Source organism: Paracoccaceae bacterium (assembly GCA_012103375.1).
GTDB lineage: Bacteria > Pseudomonadota > Alphaproteobacteria > Rhodobacterales > Rhodobacteraceae > WLWX01.
In genome coordinates, this window is sequence record WLWX01000001.1 from 1,804,882 (window position 1) to 1,826,157 (window position 21,276).

Here is a 21,276-nt window from a genome sequence, read left to right on the forward strand (position 1 = left end):
TGCCCATGCCACTCCTGCTCGTCGCCTGCACGATTGCGCCACCTGAAAACCTGCCGCAGGCAACGTCGCAAGCCGGTGCGCGGCCGGTAAGCGCGATCCTGTATAAACAGGCGCTGAACGTGGTGTATGATGACAAGGCGCTGTGCGCGGCGACCCGGCCGGTGGCCAAGTCGATCTGGGGCAGCGCCCTGTCTGGCTGCCCGCATCTGCACGGTTTCACAATCGAGGAACGCGTGCCGCCGAATGTCGCGCGTTTGCCGCTGCAACCGGGCGAAGGGTCGCCACAGGCACGCATCAGCCTGTCGGTGGTGATCGACGACGGCAGCATCGTGAAGTTTCACGCCCCATGAGGGTCGCGGTGTTCGCTGGCATGATCCTGGCCCTGTGCGGTTGTTTGCCGACGGTTGAGCCGGTCAGCCGTGCGCCTGTGCCACCACCACCGGGTATTGCGCCCGAAAAGCTGTGGATGAACGCGGGCGGGTTTCGCGTAAGGCTGAACGATGGGTCGACCTGCCATGGTATTCGCCCGGATGAACTTGCACTGGTCGCCGATGACCGTCCGGGCTGGTCTGGTCAGTTGACGCAGTGCAAATACCTGATCGACTATCACATTGTTCAGCGAGAGTTCTTCGGGTTGGAAGCGCTGGGAATGGCGCTGTCGACCAGCAATATTCTGTTCGGGACATTCAAGAACGGTCCGAACTGGAACCTGTGCCTGTTGGACGTGCCGGATGAGGCGGGTGAACCTGTGAAGCGTTGCGCCGCGCAGGCGATCAAGGGCGGCTGACGCGCCTTTCGATCACATCGGCCAGAACACCAGAATTGCCGGGATCGAGACGGCGACGATCAGAATCTCCAGCGGCAGCCCCATGCGCCAATAGTCGCCAAAACCATAGCCGCCCGGGCCCAGGATCAGCGTGTTGTTCTTGTGCCCGATGGGGGTCAGGAACGCGCAGGATGCGGCGACAGCGACGGCCATCAGGAACGGGTCCGGGTCGACGCCAAGTGTCTGCGCCATCTGGATGCCGACCGGGGCCGCAACAATGGTGGTGGCTGTGTTGTTCAACACATCGCTCAGCGTCATCGTCACAACCATCAGCACGGTCAGAACCGCCCATGCAGGCAGGCCGTCTGTCAGCGTAATAAGCGACCCGGCAATCAGTTCGGTCCCGCCCGAGGTTTGCAAGGCAGCCCCAAGTGGGATCATCGAGCCCAGAAGGACCACAACCGACCATTCGATATGGTCGTAGACCTCTTTGATCGGCACAATCTTGGCGAGGACGAAGGCGACGACCACAAGACCTAGCGCGACGGGAAGATAGAGCAGGCCGAAAGCGGCGGCGGCGACGGCGGCGGCAAAAATGCCGATGGCCAGCCAGACCTTTTCATTCGCGGTGACAGCCAGGCCGCGACCGGCAAGCGGCATCACGCCTAGCCAGTCGACGACATCGTCGGCGGTTTCTGATGGGGCCAGCAGAAGCAGAACGTCACCGGCGCGAATGTCGGTCTTGCGCACCTGGCTGGTGATGGCGCGACCCTCGCGCGCGATGCCCATCAGAACAGTGCGGCGTCGCCAGCCCAGCCCAATCCGTTGCGCGCTGCGCCCGGTGATGCGGGCCCCTTCGGGAACCACGGCTTCGATCAGGGTCAGACCATCGGAATCTGCGCGCAGTTTGTCCTCGCGCTCGGCCTCGGCAAAGTCGAGGTTCAGGGCGCTGCGGAATTCGTCCAGCGCGTCGGGGCGCGCTTCAAGCACCAGCGCGTCACCGGCCATAATCTGCACGGCGCGCGCCGCGCCATACCGCCGTTTGCCATCCCGGATCAGGCCGATGATGGCGACGTCGTTTTTTTCGGCAACTTCGTTTAGGTCGCGGACACGCTGACCGATCAGGTCGGATGCCTCGGGCACCGTCAGTTCGGCGATATAGTCGCGCACTTCGTCAAGCTGCCCGGCGCCGCCCTCGGCCGCGCGCGGGATCAGGCGCCAGCCGATCAGGGCGACGAAGGCAAGGCCCGCGATAGCGGCGACACTGCCGACCGGGGCGAAATCGAACATCCGAAAAGGTTCGCCCAGCGCGTCTTCGCGGATCGTGGCGATGATAATGTTCGGCGGCGTGCCGATTAGTGTGACCATGCCGCCAAGGATCGTCGCAAAGCTGAGCGGCATCAGGCTGAGGCCCGGCGGCCGGCCTGCTTTCCTTGCGGTTTGCACATCCACTGGCATCAGCAGCGCAAGGGCCGCGACGTTGTTCATAAACGCGCTGAGGACGCCGCCGACCGCGCCCATGATCGCGATATGGGCGCCAAGGCTGCGGGATGCATCGACCAGCGTGCGGGTGATCAGAAAGACGGCACCGGATCGCACCAGCCCGGCTGAGACCACCAGAACCAGCGCCACAACAATGGTGGCCGGGTGGCCAAACCCGGAAAATGCGTCCTTCACAGGCACAACGCCCAGCACCACGCCCGCCATAAGCGCTGCAAACGCTACAAGGTCGTATCGGAACCGCCCCCACAGCAGCATGCCAAAGACGGCGGCGAACAGGGCGAAAAGGATGATCTGGTCTGTTGTCATCCGCCTTGTCTAGCGCAGGCAGGTCGGGATGCGAAAGGCCCGTGTCCGCGTGTTGCCCGCCATGGCTTGCCCCACCCGATGCGGCTGACGTATAGCCGGGGCCAACGGATTGCATGAACGGAGGCCAAGATGGCGGGCCACTCAAAATGGGCGAATATCCAGCATCGCAAAGGGCGGCAGGATGCCGCACGCTCGAAGCTGTTTTCCAAGCTGGCGAAAGAGATCACCGTGGCGGCCAAAATGGGCGACCCGGACCCGGACAAGAACCCGCGTCTTCGGCTGGCAGTGAAAGAAGCGAAATCCCAGTCGGTGCCAAAGGACGTCATTGATCGCGCGATCAAGAAGGCCGTCGGTGGCGACGCCGAGAATTATGACGAAATCCGCTATGAGGGCTATGGCCCGAACGGCGTGGCCGTGATCGTCGAGGCCATGACCGACAACAAGAATCGCACCGCCTCGACCGTGCGGTCGACGTTCTCAAAGAACGGCGGAAATCTGGGCGAGACAGGCTCGGTCGGGTTTATGTTCGACCGCAAGGGGCAGGTGACCTATCCGGCTGAGGTCGGCGACGAAGACACTGTGATGATGGCCGCGATCGAGGCCGGAGCCGAGGACGCTGAAAGCAGCGAAGACGGGCATGTGATCTGGTGCGCCGATACCGATCTGAACGATGTGTCCAACGCGCTGGAGGCAGAATTGGGTGAAAGCGAAAGCACCAAACTGGTCTGGCGCCCCACCACCACGACCGAGCTGGATCTGGATGGAATGCAGAAGCTGATGAAGCTGATCGACGCGTTGGAAGACGACGACGATATCCAGACCGTTACGGCCAATTTCGAGGTGTCAGACGAGGTGATGGAGCAGCTTTAGACCGGGTCACGCCCGGCGCTTCCGGCACCCAGCCGCGCGTTGGTTTGCGCCAGGCGCGCGCAAAGCGTTGTCGACATATTGTAAAGCAACCGCGCCGCCAGCGGCGCGTCATCGTCAATCAGGCGTCTGAAGGTCCGCTCATTAAACGCCAAAAGCCGGGAATCCGTCTGCGCGGCGACCACGTCCATCGTGCGCGGCATCTTCAGAAAGAACGCGATTTCGCCAAAAACATCGCCCGGGGCAAGTTGCGCAATCGTTTCATCGCCCTGCCGGACCTCAAAGGCGCCTGACAGGACCAGGTTCAGGTTCTTGGCAACATTCCCCTGCTTGATGACCCGGTCGTCGCGGCGACAGGTAATCAGGACGCTTTTTTCGATGCATGTTTCAATATCGCTGTCCGACATGCCTGAAAACAATCCGGTATTCAGCGTCGACACCGTGTCTGTCGCGGCTTTGACCCGTGCAAGGTAGTCGGGGGTCGTCAGCAAACGCTCGGACTGTACGGCTGCACCATCGGCAAGCATTGCGTCCAGCGTATCGGGCACCCGCGCATCTTCGCCAAAGTCGGTCAGAACCCCGGCCAGCGGCGATCCGATGCGCCGCAGATAATCCAGATCTTCGACGACGAAGACCAAAGGGATCAGAAAGCCGGTGCTTGGACTGTTGACATTGTTCTTGGTGTAGGTCCGAAACCCGAGCGCCTGATAGGTGTTCAGCAAATGCGGTTCGCAATCACCAAAAGCAAACTGAATGCGAGAGGCATTCAGGAACCCCATGTAACTTGCGAAAATCTGGTTCAGCAGATCGGTCCCGCGATAGGCGGGTTGGATCATGAAACGCTCTCCGACGACGATTTGGGCCGAGGGAACGGTTTTCAGGAATTTCGCAAGATCATATTGCGCGACCTGTCGGGCACCCAGCGCATTGTCGGCGCCGCAGGACAACCGCGAGGTTCCGACGACCTGCCCGTCGATCATGGCGTTGAAGATCCGGCTGTCGGTGTCGTCATCCTCGATCAGCAGGCGTTGGTGGTGGTCGGCAACCTCGCCATAGCGGCCCATTTCTTTGACGTAGATGTTATATTTCATGCGCTGGGCCGCACGAACCTGTTCCGCGGTGGTTGCCTGAACGATTGTCACAGAGGTCGGGTTGGTCTTCATGGAGCATTCACCGTGGTGTCCGCGTACAGGGTACGCCAAGGCGCGCGCCCGTCAACTCTGACAGGACATAGGCCGGGAATATCTGGACGCTTCGACCCCTGCGGGTTAGCCCCTTGGGAATGACTGCGTTTGTTGCCGGATTCTTCCTCAGCTTCTCTCTGATTCTGGCGATCGGGGCGCAGAATGCGTTTGTCCTGCGGCCGGGATTGCGCCGCAGTCATGTGTTTGCCGTTTGTCTGACCTGTGCAGTTTCTGACGCGATCCTGATCATGGCCGGGGTGGCGGGTATGGGATGGATCGCATCGTCGGTGCCGTGGTTGCCGCCGCTGCTGACCTGGGGCGGGGCGGCGTTTCTGGCCGTCTATGGCGCGCTGGCCCTGCGGTCCGCCTGGAAGGGCGGCAGCGTGCTGGACCCGGCCGCGCAGGTCAGCGAACGCCTGTGGCCGGTGCTGGCCACTTGTCTGGCGCTGACCTGGCTGAACCCGCATGTCTATCTGGATACGCTGGTGCTGATCGGATCGGTCTCGGCGGCCTATTCAGGCGAAACGCTGGTGTTTGGCAGTGGCGCGGTATTGGCCAGTTTCGCGTTTTTCTTCGGCCTGGGTTACGGTGCGGCGGCCCTGCGCCCGGTGTTTGCGCGCCCTGCTGCGTGGCGCCTGCTGGACGCGGGTGTCGGGCTGACGATGTGGGCCATCGCGGCCAGTCTGATCCTGGCGCATTGAGGGGCCTTGCCGTATCGACGGCCTTGTCGCCATCGTTCATTCGTGACCTAACCGCAGCATGCCCAACCGAGATTCCCCCAACCTGATTGGCGTTTTCTGGATGCTGGTAACGGGCGCGTTTTTCGTTGGGGTCACTGTCGTCGTGAAACATCTGGGCAGCGATCTGCCCGCTGCCGAGTCGGCCTTTCTGCGCTATGCCATCGGGTTGATTTTCGTAATTCCGTTGTTGCCGGCAATGCGGCGGCATCGCCCGGACCGCCTTGGGTTTGGTCTGATCGCGTTGCGAGGTCTGGCCCATACGCTGGGTGTGATCCTGTGGTTCTATTCGATGTCGCGCATTCCACTGGCCGAGGTGACGGCGATGAACTACCTCGCGCCGGTTTATGTGATGATCGGGGCGGCGCTGTTTCTGGGTGACAAGCTGTCGCTGCGCCGGATGCTGGCGGTCGCGCTCGCGCTGATCGGGACGCTGATCATCCTGCGCCCCGGATTTCGCGAGATTTCGGACGGGCATCTGGCAATGCTGGGGACCGGGTTCTTCCTTGGCTCGTCCTATCTGATCGCCAAGAAACTCACCGATCAGGCCAGCCCGGGCGTTGTCGTGGGCTGGTTGTCGGTTGCTGTGACGATCGGGCTGGCGCCGTTTGCCTGGGCGGTCTGGGTGCCGCCCAGCCTTGAGGAAGTGCTGTGGATCGCCCTGGTCGCGCTGTTTGCAACGGGCGGGCATTTCACCATGGGCATGGCGTTCCGCGCCGCCCCGATCAGTGTCACCCAGCCGGTGACGTTTCTACAGATCGTCTGGGCCACGCTGATCGGCGCGCTGGTGTTCGGAGAGGCCGTGGATGCCTTTGTCATCCTAGGCAGCGCGCTGATTGTTGCCGCCGTCAGTTATACCAGCTGGCGCGAAGCGGTCGCCCGCCGCGCCGTGGCCGCCCCCTGAGGTCAGAGAAACGGAGAAGCCTCGCGGCTTCGTTCTTTTTTACGGGTGCCGGTGGCAATGTGAGCCCTTCACGACATGTGTGTGGTGGCAGATCCGTTGCGCAGCCTCCGGCGGGAGTATTTTCAAAAAGGTGAAGGACAGGGCGGTTTATTGATTGACCAGTCAATATAAAAAACGCTAGGCCGACAAACGGAATCGCGAAGGGGTTGAGATGCCGAAACTGGGAATGGAACCGATCCGCCGGGCGGCATTGGTGGAAGCAACAATTGCCGAGGTCGGTTTTGCCGGGTCGCTTGATGTGACCGTCGGGCAGATCGCGCGGCGCGCGGGCATGAGCAGCGGATTGGCGCTTCATTATTTCGGCGGCAAGGATCAGATTTTTGCAGCGGCGATGGGGCATATTCTGTCGATGTACGGGGCCGCAGTTCGGGGCGCGCTGGCGCACGCCAAGACCCCCCGCGCACGGCTGGACGGGATCATCCGGGCCAGTTTTGACGGCGACAGTTTCCGGCCCGAGGTAATCAGTGCCTGGTTGAACTTTTACGTCCAGGCGCAGACCAGCCCGGATGCGCGCCGGTTGTTGCAAATTTATCAGACCCGCCTGCGCAGCAATCTGCTGCACGATCTGCGCCCGTTGTTGGGCGTGCGTGCGCCGGATGCCGCAGAAAACCTCGCCTCGTTGATCGACGGGCATTATCTGCGCGCGGCGCTGGGCAATGATCCGGGTGCAGCGGAAAAGGCCGCGGATCAGTTGTCGGCGGCGCTGGACAGCATGTTGGGGGCGGCGCGATGAGTGGCCCGAACATCCTGATCTTCATGGTGGATCAGTTGAATGGCACGCTGTTCTCGGATGGTCCGGCAGAGTGGCTTCATGCACCCAACCTGAAGGCGCTGGCAGCGCGTTCGGTGCGGTTCGCCAACAGCTATACCGCCTCGCCTTTATGTGCGCCGGGGCGGGCGTCGTTCATGTCCGGGCGGTTGCCATCGCGCACCGGCGTTTACGATAATGCGGCCGAGTTTGCGTCCGATACGACGACCTTCGCGCATCATCTGCGCGCGGCGGGGTGGCAGACCTGCCTCAGCGGCAAGATGCATTTCGTCGGCCCGGACCAGTTGCACGGGTTCGAGCAGCGTTTGACCACCGATGTCTATCCGGCCGATTTCGGCTGGACCCCCGACTGGCGCAAACCGGGTGAGCGGATTGACTGGTGGTATCACAACATGGGCTCGGTCACCGGGGCCGGGATCGCCGAGACAACCAATCAGCTGGAATATGATGATGAGGTTGCGCATCACGCGGTGCAGAAGGTCTATGACCTGTCGCGCGGCGGTGACGCGCGCCCCTGGCATCTGACGGTCAGCTTTACCCACCCACATGACCCCTATGTCGCGCGGCGGAAATACTGGGATCTGTACGAAGATTGCGCGCATCTGCTGCCCGATGTCGGGGCCATCCCATACGACGACCTTGACCCGCATTCGCAGCGTATTTTCGACGCCAATGACTGGCGATCCTTCGACATCAGCGAAGAAGATATCCGCCGCTCGCGCCGCGCCTATTTCGCCAACATCAGCTATCTGGACGACAAGATCGGCGAGGTGTTGACCGCGTTGGAGGCCACCCGGCAAGAGGCGGTGATCCTTTTTGTCAGCGACCACGGCGACATGTTGGGCGACCGGGGTCTGTGGTTCAAGATGAGCTTCTTTGAAGGGTCGGCGCGGGTGCCGCTGATGATCTCGGGGCCCGGGCTGGAACCGGGGCTGGTCGAAACGCCGATCAGCACGCTGGATGTCTGCCCGACGCTGTGTGATCTGGCGGGGATCGACATGGCGCAGGTCGCGCCCTGGACCGATGGGGTCAGTTTGTTGCCGGTGGCCACTGGTGCGCCGCGCGGGCCAGTGCCGATGGAATATGTGGCTGAGGCGTCGATTGCGCCGATGGTGGCTTTGCGGGATGGCAAGTGGAAATACACCGCTTGCCCGCAGGACCGGGATCAATTGTTCGATCTGGAGGCTGATCCGAATGAACTGACCGATCTGGCGGGCGATCCGGAAGCCTCTGACATGTTGATCCGATTGCGGGCGATGGCGGCGGATCAATGGGATCTGCGCGCCTTTGATGCGGCCGTGCGTGACAGTCAGGCGCGACGGTTGGTGGTGTATGAGGCGTTGCGCCAGGGCGGCTATTACCCTTGGGATTACCAGCCGCTGCAGAAAGCATCCGAGCGTTTCATGCGAAATCACATGGACCTGAATGTGCTGGAAGATGGCCAGCGTTTTCCAAGGGGTGAATGAGATGGCGCTGACGATCTACGGGCGGGCGACATCCTCGAACGTGCAACTGGTGATGTGGGGCGCGGCGGAACTGGGGCTGAGGCCGGAACGGCTTGACTATGGACATGTGCATGGCGGCACTGACACGCCGGAGTTTCGCGCGATGAACCCGCGCGGGCTGGTTCCGGTGTTGAAGGATGGCGACACGGTCATTTGGGAAAGCTGCGCGATCCTGCGTTATCTGGCGGCGCGCTATGGCGATGGTGGGGCGTTCTGGCCAGCCGATCCGGTGGCGCGCGCGGGCGTCGATATGTGGGCCGAGTGGGGCAAGAACGAACTGGCGCAGGCCTTCACGGCGCCGATTTTCTGGCCCCGTGTGCGGACCGCAGCGCGGGATCGGGATGAGGGGGCGCTTGCAGCCTCGGTCACGAGGTTTGAAGACAACCTCGACCTGCTGGAAGGTCAGCTTGACGGGCGCGCCCATGTGACCGGCGATGCGCTGAGCCTGGCCGACATCGTGATCGGTCATCTGTTGTTCCGCTGGTTTTCGATCGACGTGCCGCGCAGGCCGCGACCGAATGTCGAGGCCTATTATCAACGGCTGACGTCGCGCGCCGCATATGTGCAGCATGTCATGGTCGACTACGCCCCGCTGGCGCACCCGGAGGCCTGAATGGAAGCTGATTTTGTAATCGTCGGCGCCGGGTCGGCGGGATGCGCCATGGCCTATCGGTTATCCGAGGCCGGAAGCTCGGTCATCGTGATCGAACATGGCGGCAGTGACGCAGGCCCGTTGATCCAGATGCCCGGCGCGCTGAGTTATCCGATGAACATGCCGATGTACGACTGGGGCTATGCCTCGGAACCTGAACCGAACCTGAACAACCGGCGTCTGGCCGCGCCGCGCGGCAAGGTGATCGGAGGGTCAAGCTCGATCAATGGGATGGTCTATGTGCGCGGTCACGCCAGGGATTATGACGGATGGGCCGAGGCGGGCGCGCAGGGGTGGCGCTATGGCGATGTGCTGCCGTATTTCAAGCGCATGGAGCATTGGCATGCCAGCGGTCAAGGCGGTGATGACGGCTGGCGTGGCAGGGACGGGCCATTGCATGTCACGCGCGGACCACGCGACAACCCGCTGACGCAGGCGTTCGTGCAGGCAGGGGTCGAAGCGGGCTATCCGGCGACCGACGATTACAACGGGCGGCAGCAGGAAGGCTTTGGCCCGATGGATGCGACGGTCTGGAAAGGGCGGCGCTGGTCAGCGGCGAACGCCTATCTGAAGCCCGCGCTGACGCGTCCGAACTGCACCCTGGTGCGCGCGCTGGCCCAAAAGGCTGTGATCGAGGATAGACGCGCCGTGGGGGTCGAGGTCTTGCGCAAGGGCGCGCGCGAAGTGATCCGGGCGCGGCGTGAAGTGATTTTGGCGGCTTCGGCGTTCAATTCTCCGAAATTGCTGATGCACTCGGGCATCGGGCCGGGGTCGCATCTGGCCGCCCATGGGATCGACGTGGTCGCAGACCGGCCCGGTGTGGGTGGGAACCTGCAGGATCACCTTGAGGTTTACGTGCAGATGGAGGCGACCAAGCCGGTCTCGCTCTATTCGTATTGGTGGTTGCCGGGGAAGGCCTGGGTCGGGGCGCTGTGGCTGTTCGCTGGACGTGGGGTCGGGGCGTCGAACCAGTTTGAAAGCGCGGGGTTTATCCGGTCGGCCGCAGGGGTTGAGTACCCGGATATTCAGTATCACTTCTTGCCTATCGCGGTGCGCTATGACGGGACGTCGGCGGTCAAAGGGCATGGGTTTCAGGCGCATGTGGGTCCGATGCGGTCGAAAAGCCGGGGTCGGGTTTCATTAAATTCGCCCGATCCGGGCGCAGCGCCAAAGATCGTGTTCAATTATATGAGCCACCCGGATGATTGGCAGGAGTTCCGCAAATGCCTGCGCCTGACGCGTGAGATTTTCGCCCAGCCTGCCTTCGCGCCTTTCGCTGGCGCGGAAATTCAACCGGGCACGGATGTGGCTAGCGACGCCCAGATCGACGGTTTCATCCGCGAACACGCTGAAAGCGCGTATCATCCATGCGGCACGTGCCGGATGGGTCGGGCGGATGATCCGGACGCGGTGGTTGACCCGCAAGGCCGGGTGATCGGGGTGGATGGGCTTCGGGTGGCCGACAGCTCGGTCTTTCCTGCGATAACCAACGGCAACCTCAACGGCCCCTCAATCATGGTGGGTGAGAAGATGTCAGATCATCTGCTGGGTCGTGCACCGCTGGCCGCAGAAAACACCGCGCCCTGGGTTCATCCGAATTGGCAGGTCGCGCAGCGCTGAGATCTTAAGACCGGGGGCGAGGATCCGAGATTGCCGCGCGAGAAGGGCGGGCGTAACCGATCACCGGCCACGCCCCTAGCCGAGCGAGATATTGCACGGTAATGCAGGCTGATGAGTGATCTTGAAACCCGATCCGGATTGCCGCCAGAGCTGTTGGTTCTGCGTGAAACGCTGCCCCGTGCCGATTGGGAGGCGCACCCGAATTTCACCGCCATGACCCGGTTCTGGCTGGATCGGCACCTAATGTTCCGCACCGTCCTGCAAAAACTGCGCGACGGCAGCCACGCCTATCTGGACGGCAAAGCCGAGTTGGTGCGCCACGCGCGTGAGACGCAGCACTACGCCGGGTTTCTGCTGAACCAGCTGCATGTGCATCATAACATCGAAGACCATCACTATTTCCCGCAGCTCCAGACGCTCGACAAACGCCTGGAGCACGGGTTCGAATTGCTCGACAGTGATCATGACGCCCTGGGCGCGCATATTGACGGGCTTGCCGATAAGACAAACCAGTTTCTGCGTCGGCTGGACCAAGCGGATGTGCGGGAGTCTGTTGGCAGCCTGGATAACGCGCTGGGGGAGTTCGAAAAATTCCTCGACCGGCATCTGTGCGACGAAGAAGACCTGATCGTGCCGGTGATCCTGACCTATGCGCCAGAAATCGGCTGAAAAAGCGCAGCGATTTCCACGGTATTTTGCCCGGTTAAGGAAACATCGCATTCAATCCATGCGTTTCAGTCCCATGAGCGGAAAGCGGTGGCTCTACTCTGTGTTTGAGGCCAAGCATCCGGCTTGCGCGTGGCGCACAGTTAGATATGCGACACTTACTAAGTGGACAAGACGCTAAAGCGTTTCGGCTTGAACCTGAATCGCGAGGGATTCCCTTGAGACCTGATCTGTGATTCATCCTGTTTGGGAGGATGGATCATGTCAGCACCTTTGCCATCTGCGCTTCGGATACGGTTTCAGAGATACATTGAAGAAGGGTTGAGCGGGCGCGCGGCGGCGTTGCGGTTGAAGCTGTCGCCTGCCACAGGCGCGCGGTGGGCGCGTCAGGTGAGGATGAAGGGTCATGCGGAACCTGCCCGGCAGGGACCGCCGCGCGGCAAGGGAAAGCTGGCTCCGCATCGGGAATTCTTTGAGGAGTTGATCGCACAAGACCCTGACATCACGCTCTTTGAGTTGCGTAATGCGCTGGCCGATGCAGAGGGTGTGCGGGTGCATCACTCCTCCATCGCCAACCTTCTGTCCCGGCTCGGCTTCACGTACAAAAAAAGTCGCTGGTCGCAACCGAGCGCCGCCGCGCCAAGGTAAGGCAGCAACGGGCCGACTGGTTCAGATACCGCTCGCCAGCCATTGCGACCTTTCCTGAGCGCGTTGTCTTTATTGACGAAACCGCAGTGAAGACAAACCTCACGCGCCTACGCGGCAGAGCCAAGCGCGGTAAGCGCCTGACGATGGATGCGCCCTTCGGAAGCTGGGGAACCCAAACCTTGATCGCGGGCCTGACCCAAGGCGCGCTGATCGCACCTTGGGTCATCAAGGGAGCGATAGATGGCCCCGCCTTCGCGGCCTACATCCGCGAAGTGCTGGTCCCCGAGATCAACCCCGGCACTGTCGTCATTCTCGACAACCTGGCAACCCACCGGAATAAGGAGGCGACGCAGGCTTTACGCAATCACGGCTGCTGGTTCCTTTACCTGCCACCGTACTCGCCCGACCTGAATCCCATCGAGCAGGCCTTCTCTAAACTGAAAGCCCATTTGCGACGGATCGGGGCCAGGTCCTTTACCCAGGTCTTCGAAGCAATCGGAGCAATCTGCGATCTCTACGACCCAGTAGAATGCTGGAACTACTTTAAGGCCGCCGGATATGTCTCAGGTTAATGTCGAAACGCTTTAGCTTTTGCCTTCGACCCGGTCCTGGAAACGTTCAAAAAACTGATCTGCCATCTTCTTGGCAAATCCGTCGATCAACCGGCTGCCAAGCTGGGCGATTTTGCCGCCGACCTTGCCATCGACGTCATAGATCAGCTCGGTCCCGTCGGGCACGTCCTGTAACCTTACGGTCGCACCGCCTTTGGCAAACCCGGCGACGCCGCCCTTGCCCTCGCCCGTGATACGATAGCTTTCCGGTGGCACCATATCGCTAAGCTCCACACGCCCCTTGAAGGTCGCGCTGACCGGGCCGACCTTCTGCTTGACGACCGCTTCAAACCCGTCATCGGGGGAACCCGTCAGCTTCTGACAGCCGGGAATGCAGGCGGCCAGTGTTTCGGCGCTGTTGAGGTGTTCCCACACCACGGCGCGATCAGCGTTGATGATGCGGCTGCCCTTGAGTTCCATATCGAATGCCCCTTTTGCTTCTTACGGCTTAGAGGCTGTCAAGGAAGTGGTAAAGCGCCTGCTGTGTTGCCGGAGTCCACATTTCATCGTGCCGCGCATCTGTAATGGCAAAAAGCGATTTATTGGTCGATCCGGCACGCGCCAAAAGTTCTTCGCCCTGTTCGAACGGTACCATCCGGTCACCGGTGCCATGCAGGATAAGCAGCGGTTCGGTCACCTTGCCGATCAATGCGCGGTTGTCCCAGATCTGCGTGAACATCTCAGCCAGTCCGGTTTCGCGCGGAAACTGGGCGGCGACAATTTCGGGGAAGGTTGTAAAGGGCGCTTCCAGCACGATGCCACTGACGGTTTCGGCGGCGGCGATCCTGACCGCAAGCGCGGACCCGAGGCTTTCACCATAAAGGACGACAGGTGCACCGGGCGCAATCAGTGCCAGCCGTTCGGCCAGCGCGATGGCATCGGCGGTCAGAAGGTTCTCATCCGGGCTGCCGCCGGATCCGCTGGACCCCCGATAGGCCATCGTGACCAGGCCATAGCCCATATGCGCAATCGTCTGGAAACGCGTGGCGCGGCCGGCCAGCGTGCCAGCGTTGCCCGGAAGGTAAAGGATCACAGGCTGACCCGACGCGGGCGGGTGGGTCCAGACGACCAGCTCGGTTCCGTCGCTCGCGGCAAATTCCAGTTCGGAAAACCCGATCAGCCCGGCGTCCATTGGCGCTGTGCGAACCGGATCAAACGGATAGACCACCTGCGCCTCATCGCGTTTGACAAGGACGGCAATCCAACTGGTTGCCAGCAGGTTGAGAAGGGGGCCACTTAGCATCGTGCCGGTTCTGTCAGGGGCGGCAAACTGCGCATTTTGCCAGCTTAGCGGCAGGCAACCCGTTCAGGCAAGCATCTGGTGATCTTCAGGATGGCGCAATATCCCGCGCGCGCCGGATCACATAGATCATTGAAACTACGCCCATCAGGGACGTGGCCAGCATGATCCCGACCAGGACTGTCGCGCCGGTATCCGGTTTCAGCACCGACCCGCTGAGCGCCGAAAGCGCCGCCCCGCCGCCGATCATGATGGCCCCGCCGACCCCGCTGGCGGTGCCTGCCAGATGTGGCCGCACGCTGAGCATGCCCGAGGTTGCGTTTGGCACGATCAGCCCATTTCCCAACCCGATAGAAATCATAAGACCGAAAAAGCTGATCGGCCCGCCCGCATCTGATGCAAAGACGATCATCGACACAGTCATCCCTGCCGCGCAGATCAATGTTCCGGTCAGCGTCATCGCGTTGATCCCGAAGCGGGATGAGTACCGCCCGGACAGGCCATTGCCAATCACGTAACCGACGGCCGGTGCGCCGAAATAAATCCCCAGGGCTTTTGGTTCCAGCCCGAAAATTTCGGTCCCGACCCAAGGGGCCCCACCGAGATAGGCAAAAAATGCGCCTGAGGCGAACATTGCTGTCGTCGCATAGCCCCAGAAGCGGCGGGATCGGAACAATTCGGGATAATCTGCGATCTGTGCGGCGAAACTGCTGCTGCGCTCGGTCGCGGTTTCGCCCAGATCGGCCCAGGTCAGCACGAACAGCGCCACGCCGATGATGACCATCAGCCAGAAACTCGCCTGCCAGCCGAATGTGCCCTGCAGAACCCCGCCAATCGCCGGGGCCATCATCGGCACCAGCGCCATTCCCATCGTCACATATGCGATCTTGGAGGCCGCTTGGTCCGCCGGCGTCGTATCCCGCACCACCGCGCGACTAAGGACAATGCCGGCCACGATCACCGCCTGAGCCATGCGAAAGGCCAGGAAAACCTCAACCGTGGTGGCCAGTACGCAGCCCAGCGATGCCAGCGTGAACAATCCGATAGACCACAACAACACCGGACGGCGGCCAAACCGATCCGAAATCGGCCCGATCATCATCTGCATCACGGCGTTCATGCCAAGGTACAGTGCCACGCTCAGCTGCATGACATGATAATCTGTTTGGAAATACGCCGTCATTGCAGGCAGGCTGGGCAGGAAGACATTCATCGACAGCGCAGCGACACTGGCCATGAAGATCAGCGTGGAAATATGCGGGGGTGAGGCGCGATCTAAAAACCGCACGTCGGCGTTCGTGGACATGCCAATGACCTATCGCGGGTTGCGCGGGGCGTCCATCGCAATCAGCTTGCGGCAATTTCGCCGTTTCCACCGCCGGTTCGGCGCGGTATTCCAGAGGTCGCAAACATAGGGACGAACTCATGGCCGATATCTTGCAGGAACTCGAAGATCGTCGTGCGGACGCACGTGCTGGCGGCGGCGCAAAGCGCATTGAGGCGCAGCACGCCAAGGGCAAGCTGACGGCGCGGGAACGCATTGACCTGCTGCTGGATGAAGGCAGCTTCGAAGAATTCGATATGTTCGTCAGCCATCGCGCCACCGATTTCGGCATCGACACGCAGCGCCCCGCAGGTGACGGTGTGGTCACCGGCTGGGGCACGGTGAACGGGCGAATGATTTATGTTTTCGCGCAGGATTTCACCGTTTTCGGCGGCTCGCTGTCGGAAACCCATGCGCAGAAGATCTGCAAGATTATGGATATGGCGCTGCAGAACGGCGCGCCGGTGATCGGGCTGAACGATTCCGGCGGCGCGCGCATTCAGGAAGGCGTCGCCTCCCTCGCGGGCTATGCCGAGGTGTTTCAGCGCAACATCTTAGCGTCCGGCGTGGTGCCGCAGATCAGCGTTATCATGGGGCCGTGTGCTGGCGGCGCGGTCTATTCGCCCGCAATGACCGACTTCATCTTCATGGTGAAGGACAGCAGCTATATGTTCGTCACCGGTCCCGACGTTGTGAAAACTGTCACGAACGAGGTTGTGACGGCGGAAGAGCTGGGCGGGGCGTCGACCCACACCAAAAAATCCAGCGTGGCCGATGGTGCGTTCGAAGACGACGCCGAAGCGATGATGGAAGTGCGCCGTCTGATCGACTTCCTGCCCGCCTCGAACCGCGAGAAACCTCCGGTGCGCCCGTTTTTCGACAGCCCGGACCGGATCGACCACAGCCTTGATACGCTGATCCCGGACAATCCGAATACGCCTTACGACATGAAGGAACTGATCCTGAAACTGGCGGATGAAGGTGACTTTTACGAAATTCAGGAAGAATACGCCAAGAACATCCTGACCGGTTTCATCCGCCTGGAAGGGTCGACCGTGGGCATCGTGGCAAACCAGCCGACGGTGCTGGCCGGGTGCCTGGATATTGATTCATCCAGAAAGGCGGCGCGGTTCGTGCGGTTCTGCGATGCGTTTTCGATCCCGATCCTGACGCTGGTGGACGTGCCCGGCTTCCTGCCCGGTACGGCGCAGGAATTTGGTGGCGTGATCAAGCATGGCGCGAAGCTGCTTTATGCATATGGCGAAGCAACGGTGCCGAAAGTGACCGTCATAACGCGCAAGGCTTACGGCGGGGCTTATGACGTCATGGCCTCCAAACACCTGCGCGGTGATTTCAACTATGCCTGGCCCACGGCCGAGATTGCGGTGATGGGCGCGAAGGGCGCGGTCGAGATCCTGTATCGGAGCGAGTTGGGCGACAAAGACAAGATCGCGGCGCGCACGAAGGATTACGAAGACCGTTTCGCGAACCCGTTCGTCGCCGCAGAGCGTGGGTTCATTGATGAGGTGATCCAGCCCCACAACACCCGGAAACGGGTCTGCCGGGCGTTTGCGTCGCTGCGGGGGAAGAAGCTGGAGAACCCATGGAAGAAGCACGACAATTTGCCACTTTAGAAAAATGACAAGGCCACTGAATGCCCGCTGACTCCATGTCCGAAAACGATACTGTCGACCCTGCGGTTGCAGACCTCGATTTCAGCTGTTTCGGTTCAACGGACCTGCTGAATATCATCCTTCAGCGGTCAAGAGTTCTTTGGGATGTACCCAGATCGGGGCGCGTGATCCGCGCGTGGATGGATGGCGATCCCGGACCAATTGAGGCCGAGGTTGAACGCCTCGGTACGGAAATCGCGCGGCGTGCCGCTGGAATCATCTATTCGGAATTTGTGGCTATGCGCCCGACCCTGGATGGACTGGCCCCCTAGGCGAATTGCGAATATCGGCTGCGGCTATGCGTTCTGGGATCTTTTTGCCGCACGGACCTATGGCAGCGAACTCGTTCTGATCGACCTTGAACAGAATGATGAACGTCACTTCGGATTTGCGGATCAGGGGGCTGCATACTCCTCTCTGTCCGTCGCGCGCAAGTTCCTTGAAAACAACGGAATTGCACCAGACCGGATCACGACGATGAACCCTGCCGTTGCGGATGCTCAATCGTCTGAGAATGTGGACCTGGCCGTGAGTTTCCTATCGTGCGGATTTCACTACCCGGTGGACAGCTATTACAGCTACTTCGCCGAAAAGGTCTCGGAAGGCGGCAGCATAATCCTGGATCTGCGAGTCTCTACAGCGCGCGAGCAATCTGCAAGACTGGGAACTCTGGGAACGGTTCAGCAATTGTTGTCCCGAAATAAAGTCCGACGGGTTGTTGTGACCAGGGGATGAAACAGAGATGGGCTTTGCGGGAACTCTGAATCGGTCACGAACGCTCAAAATGCGTCCCAAGCCGCGCTTCGCTCAACTTGTATTCATTTTGATCTGGCTGGGGATTTCCCCCGCCCACGCCGCCCCCCTTGTCCTGCCCTCTGGCAATTCTGCCGAACTGATCGAGGCGATGTGGGACGACAGCGCTGGCGCGGGGACGGACTTGCGGTTGCGCTTTCTGACGCCCGACCTCGACCCCGACACAACGTTCGAGGATATCGAGATCGACCTCGCCGTGCTTTGCGATGCCATCGCCCTGCCGATCCTGGCCGAGACGGGGCGCGAGGTGGGGCAGATCGTAATCTCGATCAGTGACCGCCCGGTTCCGTTTGGGAAGACCGACCTCAAGGCCACGCAACATTTCGATACCTTCCGCCCTGAAGACGGGGCTTGTGTCTGGGACGGCCTCTGACGCCGCCCGGAACCGGCGAAACCCCGCCGAAAGCCCGTAAAACCGGCCCGAATTGTGACTCGCAAAGCAAAAAACCCCAAAAACGAAGAAGCCTCTGTTATCCGGCGCGAAAATCACTAAAGCGTTTCGACATTAACCTGAGACATATCCGGCGGCCTTAAAGTAGTTCCAGCATTCTACTGGGTCGTAGAGATCGCAGATTGCTCCGATTGCTTCGAAGACCTGGGTAAAGGACCTGGCCCCGATCCGTCGCAAATGGGCTTTCAGTTTAGAGAAGGCCTGCTCGATGGGATTCAGGTCGGGCGAGTACGGTGGCAGGTAAAGGAACCAGCAGCCGTGATTGCGTAAAGCCTGCGTCGCCTCCTTATTCCGGTGGGTTGCCAGGTTGTCGAGAATGACGACAGTGCCGGGGTTGATCTCGGGGACCAGCACTTCGCGGATGTAGGCCGCGAAGGCGGGGCCATCTATCGCTCCCTTGATGACCCAAGGTGCGATCAGCGCGCCTTGGGTCAGGCCCGCGATCAAGGTTTGGGTTCCCCAGCTTCCGAAGGGCGCATCCATCGTCAGGCGCTTACCGCGCTTGGCTCTGCCGCGTAGGCGCGTGAGGTTTGTCTTCACTGCGGTTTCGTCAATAAAGACAACGCGCTCAGGAAAGGTCGCAATGGCTGGCGAGCGGTATCTGAACCAGTCGGCCCGTTGCTGCCTTACCTTGGCGCGGCGGCGCTCGGTGGCGACCAGCGACTTTTTTTGTACGTGAAGCCGAGCCGGGACAGAAGGTTGGCGATGGAGGAGTGATGCACCCGCACACCCTCTGCATCGGCCAGCGCATTACGCAACTCAAAGAGCGTGATGTCAGGGTCTTGTGCGATCAACTCCTCAAAGAATTCCCGATGCGGAGCCAGCTTTCCCTTGCCGCGCGGCGGTCCCTGCCGGGCAGGTTCCGCATGACCCTTCATCCTCACCTGACGCGCCCACCGCGCGCCTGTGGCAGGCGACAGCTTCAACCGCAACGCCGCCGCGCGCCCGCTCAACCCTTCTTCAATGTATCTCTGAAACCGTATCCGAAGCGCAGATGGCAAAGGTGCTGACATGATCCATCCTCCCAAACAGGATGAATCACAGATCAGGTCTCAAGGGAATCCCTCGCGATTCAGGTTCAAGCCGAAACGCTTTAGAGCGCCGTCCTTGAAATCTGAATCGATGGGATTCCCAGAGGTCTGATTTTGTGATTCACCGAATGTGGAGGTGGATCATGGGGAAATCACTGTCTTTGGACATTCGAGAGCGCGTCGTCGCGCTGGTAGATGAAGGACTTTCCTGCCATGAGGCGGCCCGGCGTTTGCGGATATCGGTCGCGAGCGCGGTGCGGATCATGCAGCGCAAAAGGCGAACCGGCGGCGTGAAAGCTGCGCCTCAAGGACGGCCTCGACGCAGCAAGTTGGACGCGGCGTCCGAGTGGTTGAAATTACGCGTGCAAGCTGAACCGGACATCACCATGCCGGAGCTGGCCGAAGCGTTGAAGCAGGAGCATGACCTAATCGCCACACCGGCGATGCTCTCACGTCACTTGCTTCATCGCCTTGGGTTCACATATAAAAAAATAGCTGATCGCAACGGAAAGGCTGCGCAAACGGGTTCGCGCCGCGCGATACGAGTGGCGGCGTCGGATGCCGAGGATGCGCCGTGAGCCGCATAGGCTGGTGTTTATCGACGAAACCGCCGTCACCACCAAGATGACACGCCTGCGGGGCCGATCCCTCCGGGGGACTCGGCTTGAGGCGGACGCGCCCTTCGGCCACTGGCGCACGCAAACCTTCATCGCCGGGCTGCGGATGGATGAACTCAGCGCACCCTGGGTTCTGGACGGCCCCATGAACCGCGCCGCCTTCGACATATACATTGAAACCCAATTGGTTCCGACCTTGCAGCCAGGTGACGTCGTGATCGCTGACAACCTGTCGTCTCACAAATCCGCAAAGGCACAGGCCATCCTGAAAGCGCAGGGAAGCTGGCTCCTCTTCCTGCCGCCCTACAGCCCCGACCTGAACCCTATCGAAATGGCATACGCCAAGCTCAAAGCACATCTGCGACGGCTGAAAGCACGTACCTTCGACGCGCTGTTCCAATCCGTCGCACAAACCTGCGACCTCTTTCCACCAGAAGAATGCAGAAACCTCTTCAAGGCTGCCGGATATGTTGCAGATTAAATGGACCATGCTCTAGAGTGCCCGCAGGTTTCCCCACGGGGGCCTCAACAACTCGAGTGTGGGGGCGCGCCAGCCGACGATCGCGGTCAAGCGCCACATAGTTATTGAAGGAGAGACAGATGTCGAAATTCGCAACATTCCTGGCCATCGGTGCCGTCGCTTTCGTCGCAGCATGCGCCAAAGAAGAAGCCATGGAAGAAGAAATCATCATGGTTGAGCCCGAGCCCGTAACGGCCGAGCCGACTTACAACAAATACTGATCGTTCATCCGAACGATTGGACGGATCGAACGCGCCTTCGGGCGCGTTCGGCATTTCTGGGGCAAGGAAGCGGGGGCAATACGCGTGGCACGTGCTGAGATGCTGAAACATCGCGGCTTTCCGGGGCGGCTACCGGGGACGGACTTTCAGTTTGTCATTCGGCGCCCGAATCCAAAAGGCGTGACACCGATTACGATCCGCGAACGCCACGCCGACCGGCGTGCACCCGACCGGCGTGCGGACATCGGGTTTCTGGCGGCCCTGTGGCAGCATTTCGGTGATCAGCCGTTCGAGCGTGGGAACCTGGATGCCGGACGCCTGTCATGGCTGTTCTGGCGCGAGGTTGTTGCCGCAGAAGATCCATTTGATCCAACCAGTTACGAGGCCCTGCTGCGCATCGACCCAGACGCCGCACAACGCACTTTCCCCGAGGTCTTCACGGACCCCGATTAGGCAATTATTCGCCTATAGGTTGTATTTGTCGGCGACCAACGGCTGAGAAATGCCGTTGTGACACCGCCCTCTTCCAACAGGTATCACGCAGGATCATGGTGGCGGATGAGGCGGCGTTGAAGGTGTCGACCTCGT

Annotated in this window: 20 protein-coding genes and 2 pseudogenes; 16 read left to right on the plus strand and 6 right to left on the minus strand. The window is 60.9% G+C overall.

Translation table 11 applies throughout. The features are described 5' to 3' along the window. The first annotated feature begins 5 nt into the window (after positions 1-5). Both GKR99_09160 and GKR99_09165 read left to right on the plus strand, forming a co-directional pair. Positions 6-350 carry a hypothetical protein gene (locus GKR99_09160; GenBank protein ID NKB27702.1) on the plus strand — a complete coding sequence of 115 codons (345 nt, stop codon included), beginning with the start codon at positions 6-8 and terminating at the stop codon, positions 348-350. Further along, a complete protein-coding gene (locus tag GKR99_09165) occupies positions 347-787 on the plus strand; it encodes a hypothetical protein (protein ID NKB27703.1) in 441 nt (146 codons plus the stop codon). Before GKR99_09160 ends, GKR99_09165 begins: the two co-directional genes overlap by 4 nt. Positions 788-799: 12 nt before the next feature. Here the strand turns inward: GKR99_09165 and GKR99_09170 are convergent, their stop codons facing one another. Further along, positions 800-2,575: an SLC13 family permease gene (locus GKR99_09170; protein ID NKB27704.1), complete on the minus strand. Its 1,776-nt coding sequence runs from the start codon at positions 2,573-2,575 to the stop codon at positions 800-802. Between the two features lie 129 nt (positions 2,576-2,704). Here GKR99_09170 and GKR99_09175 point away from each other — a divergent pair, with 129 nt between their 5' ends. Further along, complete coding sequence (locus GKR99_09175) at positions 2,705-3,445, plus strand: YebC/PmpR family DNA-binding transcriptional regulator (protein ID NKB27705.1); 741 nt, start codon at positions 2,705-2,707, stop codon at positions 3,443-3,445. Here GKR99_09175 and GKR99_09180 read toward each other — a convergent pair. Then, positions 3,442-4,605 (minus strand): cyclic nucleotide-binding domain-containing protein, encoded by a 1,164-nt coding sequence (locus tag GKR99_09180; GenBank protein NKB27706.1) that lies wholly within the window; start codon positions 4,603-4,605, stop codon positions 3,442-3,444. The two genes, GKR99_09175 and GKR99_09180, sit on opposite strands and share 4 nt — an antisense overlap. A gap of 119 nt (positions 4,606-4,724) precedes the next feature. On the opposite strand from GKR99_09180, the gene GKR99_09185 reads away from it, so the two are divergent. From GKR99_09185 to GKR99_09220, 8 genes are all read left to right on the plus strand, one after another. After that, positions 4,725-5,327, plus strand: a complete 603-nt coding sequence (locus GKR99_09185) for an amino acid transporter (protein ID NKB27707.1) — start codon at positions 4,725-4,727, stop codon at positions 5,325-5,327. A 58-nt stretch (positions 5,328-5,385) separates the two neighbouring features. Then, positions 5,386-6,267 carry an EamA family transporter gene (locus GKR99_09190; GenBank protein ID NKB27708.1) on the plus strand — a complete coding sequence of 294 codons (882 nt, stop codon included), beginning with the start codon at positions 5,386-5,388 and terminating at the stop codon, positions 6,265-6,267. Positions 6,268-6,478: 211 nt separating this feature from the next. Further along, positions 6,479-7,060, plus strand: a complete 582-nt coding sequence (gene betI / locus GKR99_09195; protein ID NKB27709.1) for a transcriptional regulator BetI — start codon at positions 6,479-6,481, stop codon at positions 7,058-7,060. Beyond that, positions 7,057-8,562 (plus strand): choline-sulfatase, encoded by a 1,506-nt coding sequence (gene betC / locus GKR99_09200; GenBank protein ID NKB27710.1) that lies wholly within the window; start codon positions 7,057-7,059, stop codon positions 8,560-8,562. Before betI ends, betC begins: the two co-directional genes overlap by 4 nt. A 1-nt stretch (position 8,563) precedes the next feature. Further along, entirely contained in the window at positions 8,564-9,214 is a 651-nt protein-coding gene (locus GKR99_09205; GenBank protein ID NKB27711.1) for a glutathione S-transferase, read from the plus strand. After that, positions 9,215-10,873 (plus strand): choline dehydrogenase, encoded by a 1,659-nt coding sequence (gene betA, locus GKR99_09210; protein NKB27712.1) that lies wholly within the window; start codon positions 9,215-9,217, stop codon positions 10,871-10,873. A gap of 111 nt (positions 10,874-10,984) precedes the next feature. Then, positions 10,985-11,542 carry a hemerythrin domain-containing protein gene (locus GKR99_09215; GenBank protein ID NKB27713.1) on the plus strand — a complete coding sequence of 186 codons (558 nt, stop codon included), beginning with the start codon at positions 10,985-10,987 and terminating at the stop codon, positions 11,540-11,542. Between the two features lie 258 nt (positions 11,543-11,800). Continuing rightward, positions 11,801-12,759 (plus strand): IS630 family transposase gene (locus tag GKR99_09220; GenBank protein ID NKB27714.1). Its coding sequence is split into 2 segments (ribosomal slippage): positions 11,801-12,142 and positions 12,145-12,759, totalling 957 coding nucleotides; the frame shifts between segments, so codons are not numbered across the junction. Positions 12,760-12,771: 12 nt separating this feature from the next. Here the strand turns inward: GKR99_09220 and GKR99_09225 are convergent. The 3 genes from GKR99_09225 to GKR99_09235 all read right to left on the minus strand — a co-directional run bounded on the left by GKR99_09225 (position 12,772) and on the right by GKR99_09235 (position 15,344). Beyond that, positions 12,772-13,218 carry a carbon monoxide dehydrogenase gene (locus tag GKR99_09225; GenBank protein ID NKB27715.1) on the minus strand — a complete coding sequence of 149 codons (447 nt, stop codon included), beginning with the start codon at positions 13,216-13,218 and terminating at the stop codon, positions 12,772-12,774. Positions 13,219-13,246: 28 nt separating this feature from the next. Then, on the minus strand, positions 13,247-14,041 hold the full coding sequence (locus GKR99_09230; GenBank protein ID NKB27716.1) for an alpha/beta hydrolase: 795 nt from the start codon (positions 14,039-14,041) through the stop codon (positions 13,247-13,249). Between the two features lie 85 nt (positions 14,042-14,126). After that, positions 14,127-15,344 (minus strand): Bcr/CflA family efflux MFS transporter, encoded by a 1,218-nt coding sequence (locus GKR99_09235; GenBank protein ID NKB27717.1) that lies wholly within the window; start codon positions 15,342-15,344, stop codon positions 14,127-14,129. 119 nt (positions 15,345-15,463) lie between these two features. On the opposite strand from GKR99_09235, the gene GKR99_09240 reads away from it, so the two are divergent. The 3 genes and pseudogenes from GKR99_09240 (at position 15,464) to GKR99_09250 (ending at position 18,221) form a co-directional block, all read left to right on the plus strand. Further along, positions 15,464-16,996, plus strand: a complete 1,533-nt coding sequence (locus tag GKR99_09240; GenBank protein NKB27718.1) for a methylmalonyl-CoA carboxyltransferase — start codon at positions 15,464-15,466, stop codon at positions 16,994-16,996. A 20-nt stretch (positions 16,997-17,016) separates the two neighbouring features. Then, positions 17,017-17,770 (plus strand): annotated as a pseudogene (locus GKR99_09245) (class I SAM-dependent methyltransferase). 49 nt (positions 17,771-17,819) lie between these two features. Further along, the gene (locus tag GKR99_09250) at positions 17,820-18,221 is read left to right on the plus strand and encodes an acetolactate synthase (GenBank protein NKB27719.1); all 402 of its coding nucleotides are present in this window, start codon (positions 17,820-17,822) and stop codon (positions 18,219-18,221) included. A 132-nt stretch (positions 18,222-18,353) separates the two neighbouring features. On the opposite strand, the pseudogene GKR99_09255 reads toward GKR99_09250, so the two are convergent. Continuing rightward, positions 18,354-19,312, minus strand: a pseudogene (locus GKR99_09255) (IS630 family transposase). Between the two features lie 161 nt (positions 19,313-19,473). Here GKR99_09255 and GKR99_09260 point away from each other — a divergent pair. Together GKR99_09260 and GKR99_09265 are read left to right on the plus strand one after the other, a co-directional pair. Further along, positions 19,474-20,428 (plus strand): IS630 family transposase gene (locus GKR99_09260; protein ID NKB27720.1). Its coding sequence is split into 2 segments (ribosomal slippage): positions 19,474-19,824 and positions 19,826-20,428, totalling 954 coding nucleotides; the frame shifts between segments, so codons are not numbered across the junction. A gap of 359 nt (positions 20,429-20,787) precedes the next feature. Then, on the plus strand, positions 20,788-21,141 hold the full coding sequence (locus tag GKR99_09265) for a hypothetical protein (protein NKB27721.1): 354 nt from the start codon (positions 20,788-20,790) through the stop codon (positions 21,139-21,141). Positions 21,142-21,276: the final 135 nt, after the last annotated feature.

Excerpts from the sequence above, each read along its gene's own strand:
- GKR99_09170 (NKB27704.1), bottom strand. The coding sequence starts at position 2,575 with ATGACAACAGACCAGATCATCCTTTTCGCCCTGTTCGCCGCCGTCTTT.
- GKR99_09160 (NKB27702.1), top strand. The coding sequence starts at position 6 with ATGCCACTCCTGCTCGTCGCCTGCACGATTGCGCCACCTGAAAACCTG.
- GKR99_09185 (NKB27707.1), top strand. The coding sequence starts at position 4,725 with ATGACTGCGTTTGTTGCCGGATTCTTCCTCAGCTTCTCTCTGATTCTG.
- GKR99_09265 (NKB27721.1), top strand. The coding sequence starts at position 20,788 with ATGCTGAAACATCGCGGCTTTCCGGGGCGGCTACCGGGGACGGACTTT.
- GKR99_09250 (NKB27719.1), top strand. The coding sequence starts at position 17,820 with ATGCGTCCCAAGCCGCGCTTCGCTCAACTTGTATTCATTTTGATCTGG.
- GKR99_09165 (NKB27703.1), top strand. The coding sequence starts at position 347 with ATGAGGGTCGCGGTGTTCGCTGGCATGATCCTGGCCCTGTGCGGTTGT.
- GKR99_09215 (NKB27713.1), top strand. The coding sequence starts at position 10,985 with ATGAGTGATCTTGAAACCCGATCCGGATTGCCGCCAGAGCTGTTGGTT.
- GKR99_09230 (NKB27716.1), bottom strand. The coding sequence starts at position 14,041 with ATGCTAAGTGGCCCCCTTCTCAACCTGCTGGCAACCAGTTGGATTGCC.
- betI (NKB27709.1), top strand. The coding sequence starts at position 6,479 with ATGCCGAAACTGGGAATGGAACCGATCCGCCGGGCGGCATTGGTGGAA.
- betC (NKB27710.1), top strand. The coding sequence starts at position 7,057 with ATGAGTGGCCCGAACATCCTGATCTTCATGGTGGATCAGTTGAATGGC.
- GKR99_09205 (NKB27711.1), top strand. The coding sequence starts at position 8,564 with ATGGCGCTGACGATCTACGGGCGGGCGACATCCTCGAACGTGCAACTG.
- GKR99_09240 (NKB27718.1), top strand. The coding sequence starts at position 15,464 with ATGGCCGATATCTTGCAGGAACTCGAAGATCGTCGTGCGGACGCACGT.
- GKR99_09175 (NKB27705.1), top strand. The coding sequence starts at position 2,705 with ATGGCGGGCCACTCAAAATGGGCGAATATCCAGCATCGCAAAGGGCGG.
- GKR99_09190 (NKB27708.1), top strand. The coding sequence starts at position 5,386 with ATGCCCAACCGAGATTCCCCCAACCTGATTGGCGTTTTCTGGATGCTG.
- GKR99_09235 (NKB27717.1), bottom strand. The coding sequence starts at position 15,344 with ATGTCCACGAACGCCGACGTGCGGTTTTTAGATCGCGCCTCACCCCCG.
- betA (NKB27712.1), top strand. The coding sequence starts at position 9,215 with ATGGAAGCTGATTTTGTAATCGTCGGCGCCGGGTCGGCGGGATGCGCC.
- GKR99_09225 (NKB27715.1), bottom strand. The coding sequence starts at position 13,218 with ATGGAACTCAAGGGCAGCCGCATCATCAACGCTGATCGCGCCGTGGTG.
- GKR99_09180 (NKB27706.1), bottom strand. The coding sequence starts at position 4,605 with ATGAAGACCAACCCGACCTCTGTGACAATCGTTCAGGCAACCACCGCG.